The organism is Mesorhizobium sp. M7A.F.Ca.CA.002.05.1.1, assembly GCF_003998335.1.
GTDB lineage: Bacteria > Pseudomonadota > Alphaproteobacteria > Rhizobiales > Rhizobiaceae > Mesorhizobium.
The window spans coordinates 1-4,011 of the sequence record NZ_RZQI01000564.1; the positions used below are offsets into that span (position 1 = coordinate 1).

At 63.3% G+C, this 4,011-nt stretch carries 4 protein-coding genes; all 4 read right to left on the reverse strand.

The genetic code is table 11. The annotated features are described in order from the left end of the window. The coding region (locus tag EN939_RS24025) for an ABC transporter transmembrane domain-containing protein (protein ID WP_245473151.1) at positions 1-469 on the reverse strand (469 nt) is incomplete at its 3' end. After that, positions 469-2,331: an ABC transporter ATP-binding protein gene (locus tag EN939_RS24030; RefSeq protein WP_127270175.1), complete on the reverse strand. Its 1,863-nt coding sequence runs from the start codon at positions 2,329-2,331 to the stop codon at positions 469-471. The genes EN939_RS24030 and EN939_RS24025, both read right to left, overlap by 1 nt. A gap of 391 nt (positions 2,332-2,722) precedes the next feature. Next, entirely contained in the window at positions 2,723-3,145 is a 423-nt protein-coding gene (locus tag EN939_RS24040) for a cupin domain-containing protein (RefSeq protein WP_127270176.1), read from the reverse strand. A 256-nt stretch (positions 3,146-3,401) separates the two neighbouring features. Beyond that, on the reverse strand, positions 3,402-4,011 hold a 610-nt coding region (locus tag EN939_RS39755), incomplete at its 5' end, for an oligopeptide/dipeptide ABC transporter ATP-binding protein (RefSeq protein ID WP_164751178.1).

Below are 4,011 nucleotides of genomic sequence, written 5' to 3' on the forward strand. Positions count from 1 at the left end.
GGCGCGACATCAGCCGCCCGACCTCGGTCTTGTCCATGAAGCTCAACGAGACCCGCTGCAGATGGCTGAACATGGCCCGGCGCAGGTCGGAGAGCACGTTCTCGGCCACTTTGCCGACGACGCTTTCCTGCACATAGGAGGCGGCATAGTTGATCAGGATGATGACGGCGAAAGTGATGATCGCTGCGATCATCACCGGCTGGTCGAGCCTGCCCGCCGTCATGCCGTGGTCGATGGCGTAGCGGATGACCAGCGGGATCGCCAATTGCGTCAGCGTGAACACCAGCACTGCGGCGACCGAGATGAAGATCCGGCTCTGATACGGTCTCACGAAGCTCCAGATGCGCCTGACGATGCGCGGGTCGTAGGCCTTGCCGAAGACTTCTTCCTCGTCGCGATGCGAGCCCACGACAGCCCTTGTCGGCCGGCGGCTGGTATCTTCCTTGTCGTCGTCGGCCTGTGTCGACATCATGCGGCTCCCGCCACGACAGGCCGCTCATCGTCCGGCCGCAGCTGCAAATCGTAGAGCGCGCGATAGCGGCCACCGAGCGCCAGCAGTTCCTCGTGCGTGCCGCGCTCGACGATCCGGCCACCCTCGACGAACAGGATCTGGTCGGCATGCATCAGCGAGCTCAGCCGGTGCGAGATGATGAGCGTGACGCGGTCCCTGGCGAAGCGCTTCATCGCCGCCCGGATGCGCTGTTCGGTACCGGCATCTATTGCCGCGGTCGAATCGTCGAAGACCAGCACCGATGGCCGCAGCATCAGGCTCCGCGCAATGGTCAGGCGCTGCCGCTGGCCACCGGAAAGCGACGCGCCGCGCTCGCCGACAACCGTGGTGTAACCGGCCGGGAGGCCCATGATGTAATTGTGCAGCTGGGCGTACTCGGCTGCCTGCCCGATGCGGGTCTCGCGCGCCCAGGGATTGCCATAGGCGATGTTGTTCTCGATCGAGGTGGTGAACAGGAACGCGTCCTGCTGCACGACGCCGACGGCCTTGCGCAGCGATTTCAGCGTCACCTCACGAATGTCCTGGCCGTCGATGGTGATCGAACCCGAAGTGACGTCGTAGAAACGCGGGATCAGATGCGCGATGGTCGACTTGCCGCTGCCCGGTGGGCCGACAATGCCGATGGTCTCGCCGGACCGGGCCTCGAAGGAGATGCCGGACAGCGTCGGCCGGCCGCCTGCGCCCTCATAGCGAAAGCCGACATTGTCGAAGCGCAGCACGCCGTCGCTGACGACGAGATCCCTGGCGCCGGGCGCGTCCTCGATGTCGAGCTCGGCGTCGAGCAGTTCGAACAGCCGGGTGCCGCAGGTCGAGGCGCGCGCGAAGGAGTTGACCATCAGCCCGAGCTGGCGCACCGGCATCTGCAAGATGGTCATGAAGGTGAGGAACTGCGCCAGCGTGCCGACGCTGATCTGGCCTGCGATCACCTTCTGGCCGCCGAACCACAGGACCAGCCCCATGGCGGCCAGGAACGAGAAATTCATGGCGCTGGTGTTGGCGACGCGGATGTCGACGCGCTGATTGGCGAGGTCCAGTGCATCGCGCTTGGCGCGATCGAATTTTTCCAGCTCATGCCGCTGCGCTGCGAAAGCGCGCACGACACGGATACCGCCGAGGTTCTCATCCATCACCCGGCTCAGCACCGAGAGGCGCTCCTGCAACGTCAGCCAGGTGCTGCGCAGTTTGAGCTGGGTGACCGAGGACCGCCAGGCGACGAACGGCACGAAGCTCAGACTGAGCAACCCGAGCACGGGATCGGTGCTGACCAGGAGATAGGCGCCGACGCCGATCAGCACGCCGAGCAGCACCACGCGCAAAATGCCGGTGGAAAAGAACATGCGCACGCCGTCGAGATCGAGCAGGCCGAGCGTGATGAGATCGCCGGTGTGGACCCTGTCGTGGTAGGCGAAGCTCAGGCGCTGGATCTTCTCGTAGAAAGCCAGGCGCAGTTCATAGCCGGTGCGGTGGCCGACGGCCTCGCCATAGTAGTTCTGCGCCATTGTGAAGAGGCCGCGCAGGATCGAGACGACGAGCAGCGTCAGCGCCGTATTCCACAGCGCCTGTTCCGCGGCAGCGCCGGCACCCGCGGCCATCACACCTTGCGCCTGGTCGATGGCGCGGCCCAGCAGGCGGGGAATGAAAAGCTGCAAGGTCGCGGCAATAAAGGTCGAGACGATGGTGATGGCGACCTGCCAGGGATGGCGCAGCGTCATGCGCACGATGCGGAGCAAGGTGCTGAGGCCCTTGCCCCAGGAGGCTTCCGCCACATGGGCAAACGATTTGCCGCGCTCCGGCGCGCCGCCGATTGCTTGCGTGTTCAAGGGAAATGTCCAAACCAATCCGGAGGGTAGTCCGGACTAATAAAGCAGACTCAATTCAGATGGCGCGATGTTACGCGTGTCCGACTTGGCCGTTCAAGAGCCAATTCCGGTATCGCACTGTGCCTGAACGGAAAGCGAGCATGCGACTGCGATCCGGCTGGCACCAGCGACGGAATCTTCTTGCTGAAGGGCGTTGGCGGGACGAGGCCAGCATCCGGCTGTACGCGAGCGACGGCCGGACGGCGTGCGATCTTCCATCCGGCCGGAATCCGGTCTGCTAGAGCCGGATGATTTCAGGTCGAATCGAGCTGAAATCTGAATCCGTCTCTAAATCAAAGAGATAGAGTATGATGTCGTCCGAAAACCGCTTCACACTTTTCGGCATCATGCTCTAGGCAGGTATCAGGACGGCGATACGATGGACGCCGACCTCCTTGCTTGTATTCGTCGCCTCGTCGGTCTTGCCCTTGGCGCAGGTGTACATGTCGCCTTCCTTGAGCTTGAATTCCTTGTCGGCTTTCTTGATCGTGAATGCGCCTGAAGTAATGGTGCAGACCATGTCATTGTCCATCACCATCTGAGGCGCGTGTGCGCCGGGCTGGAACACCACGTCGACGACTGCGATGCTCTTGTAGGCGGGAATGTCGGAGTCGCCGGTGCTGACCTCAACCACCCTGACACCGGGCGCAATCTCCTTGCCTTCCTTCGGGCCATATTTCTTGACCTTCGCGGACGCCGCCAGGGTGAACAGAGGCGTTATCGCGGCAGCCGTCACACCGAGAGCAATTGCAGACCTGCGATTTATGGTTTTCATTGCATCCTCCCACATGTTCGTCACGAACGAATGTGCATGACCACAATATATTAGCATGAACGAATATATTTGTATGCGAGGAAACACCCAGGCCCAGCGCGGGCACCAGGAACTCCGGGCTTCCAGTGTCGGCAAATCAGCACGCTATGACAATGTTGCACCGCCTCGCCAGCCGTCGGAGAGGTTCCATGCATCGGACGACCTGCCTGCCGCTGAAACCGAGTTGCTGCGGACCTTCGGACTGCTGTTGAGCCGCTCAAAAACCCTGGCCGTGCCGCCAGCAGGCGATCCGGTGGCCAGCCGCAACCTCCATGGCTGATGGTTCTGCCTTTCTGCAGCCGGGCAGGACCAGGGGGCAGCGATCGGCGAAGGCGCATCCGGTGTTCGGGACACCGGTGGCCTCGATCTCGGCTGGAGCGGATAGTTTCGGCTCGGCCTCATCGGAAGAAGCGGCCAGCAGCAGGGCCGTATAGGGGTGGTTGGGGCCTTTGAAAATCTGGTCGGATGAACCGGTTTCGACCAGGCGTCCGCGATAGAGCACGCCGATCCTGTCGGCCATGTAGCGCACCACGCTGAGGTCGTGGCTGATGAACAGATAGGTCGTGTCCTTGTCGCGCTGCAGGTCGTTGAGCAGGTTGAGAACGGTCGCCTGGACGGAGACGTCGAGTGCCGAGGTCGGTTCATCGAGCACGACGACCTTCGGCACGCCGGCGAAGGCGCGCGCGATCGCCGCCCGTTGCCGCTGGCCGCCGGACAGCGAGCGCGACTTCTGCTCGGCCGTGGCGCCGGCGAGGCGAACCGAGGCCAGCAGGTCGCCGACGCGGGCTCTCACCTCGCTGCGGCGCAGGCCGGCGAGCCGGCGCAGC

What these genes read in the sequence shown, in the direction of transcription:
- EN939_RS24040 (WP_127270176.1), bottom strand. Translation starts at nt 3,145, where the DNA reads ATGAAAACCATAAATCGCAGGTCTGCAATTGCTCTCGGTGTGACGGCT.